This window comes from Clostridium sp. AF32-12BH, assembly GCF_003477935.1.
Taxonomy (GTDB): domain Bacteria; phylum Bacillota; class Clostridia; order Lachnospirales; family Lachnospiraceae; genus Brotaphodocola.
This window is the reverse complement of sequence record NZ_QUEH01000024.1, coordinates 1-1579: the sequence shown is the minus strand read 5'-3', so window position 1 is coordinate 1579 and position 1579 is coordinate 1. Positions and strand designations below refer to the sequence as shown.

Annotated in this window: 1 protein-coding gene; it reads right to left on the bottom strand. The window is 40.5% G+C overall.

Annotated elements, in window-relative coordinates; genetic code table 11:
* The coding region (gene ltrA / locus DWZ40_RS17765; RefSeq protein WP_243035384.1) for a group II intron reverse transcriptase/maturase at positions 1–1097 on the bottom strand (1097 nt) is incomplete at its 3' end.
* Positions 1098–1579 lie beyond the last annotated feature (482 nt).

Below are 1579 nucleotides of genomic sequence, written 5' to 3'. Positions count from 1 at the left end.
TTCACATTCAATTCCTTGATTATCTCTCGCATCGGTCGATTTCGATTATCATAAATCCAATTCTTATAGGCTCTGACCTTTTGCTCAAACTTCTTTCTTGAAGTCTGTACTTTTGGTGCGAAACCTCCTTTTCGGTTTTTGCTACAGTAGAAAGTAAATCCCAGAAAGTCAAATGTTTCCGGTTTATGTTCCCCTCTTGCCCTGCGATTCTGCTCTGCAAATCTTCCAAATTCAATCAGTCTGCTTTTACTACTCTCAAGTTCCAGACCAAACTTTTCCATTCGTTCTTTTAACTCTTTATAGTATCTTTCAGCTTCTGACTTATATTGAAATCCTGCAACAAAATCATCCGCAAAGTTGACAAGAAAACACTCTCCCTGCATTTCCTTCTTCACTACAAGTTTGAACCACAGCGTCAGCACATGATGCATGTATATATTCGCAAGCATCGGACTCATTACGGAGCCTTGTGCCGAACCTTCCTCTGTTGGTTCAAATTTACCTTGTTCCATTATTCCTGCTTTAAGATATTTACGTATCAGCCACAGTAAGTTCTTATCCTGTATGTTCCATTCGAGAAACTTCATCATCCACTCATGGTCGATATGGTCAAAGAACCCTTTGATGTCAGCATCTACAATATAGCTGATTTTCCCATAACTTATCCGTTGATATACCTCTTTTATCGCTTCGTGACAACCTCTGTTCGGTCTGAATCCATACATACAGTTTAGGAATCTTGGCTCATAAATAGCACCCAATATTTTCTTCACTGCCATTTGTACAATCTTATCCTCATAAGAAGCTATCCCTAATGGTCTTTTCTTTCCATTTGCTTTGGGAATGTATACTCTCAGCGATGGAAGTGGCTTAAAGGATTTGTTTTTCAGCCTTTGTACTAAATCCTTGATATTTCTGTCAAGGTTCTTCCCATACTCATCTTTGGTTACCTTGTCGATTCCGACTGCTTTGCTCCCATCTAATTCCTTATGACATTGCTTTAGCATATCTTCATTTATCAAGTGGTACACTGATGTAAATATAGGATGTTTTGATATTGCCGATATCTCAACTATTCTTACTAATTTCGTTTCCATTATTTCCTCCGTCCCTGAGTACGGATAATGTGTCCTCAGTAAGACCTTTACTATGCAATCCCCTTCCCTCCATCGGTATTACCCGATTTCTACAGTACTATGGGATTGTCCGACTACCTGCCATTCATTTGAAGTCCTCCGTTTTCAGTTGTGACCTCATACTCTTTTTCGAGAAACAGCAGGTTCTCCCCAGTTGATGTGTATTCACAATGTAAAACATGATTGGTTCTCTGACTCCACAGTGCCACATAATACTCGCCATATCGTATTACATGGTATTGTCTTCCGCACCAGTTAAGACGTCGACCGACTGAAGTTAACGTTTCGAAGCTCAATCACTATTCAACCCTGCTTTCTTGCTGTCTACGCTTGTCAGATGCGTTACCGACATCATCCCAAGACTCGCTATTATCTGGTTGGCTAAACCTTGGATAAACCGGATTCCCACCGGCTTGACTACACACCCTTAGCTGGGCGCACAA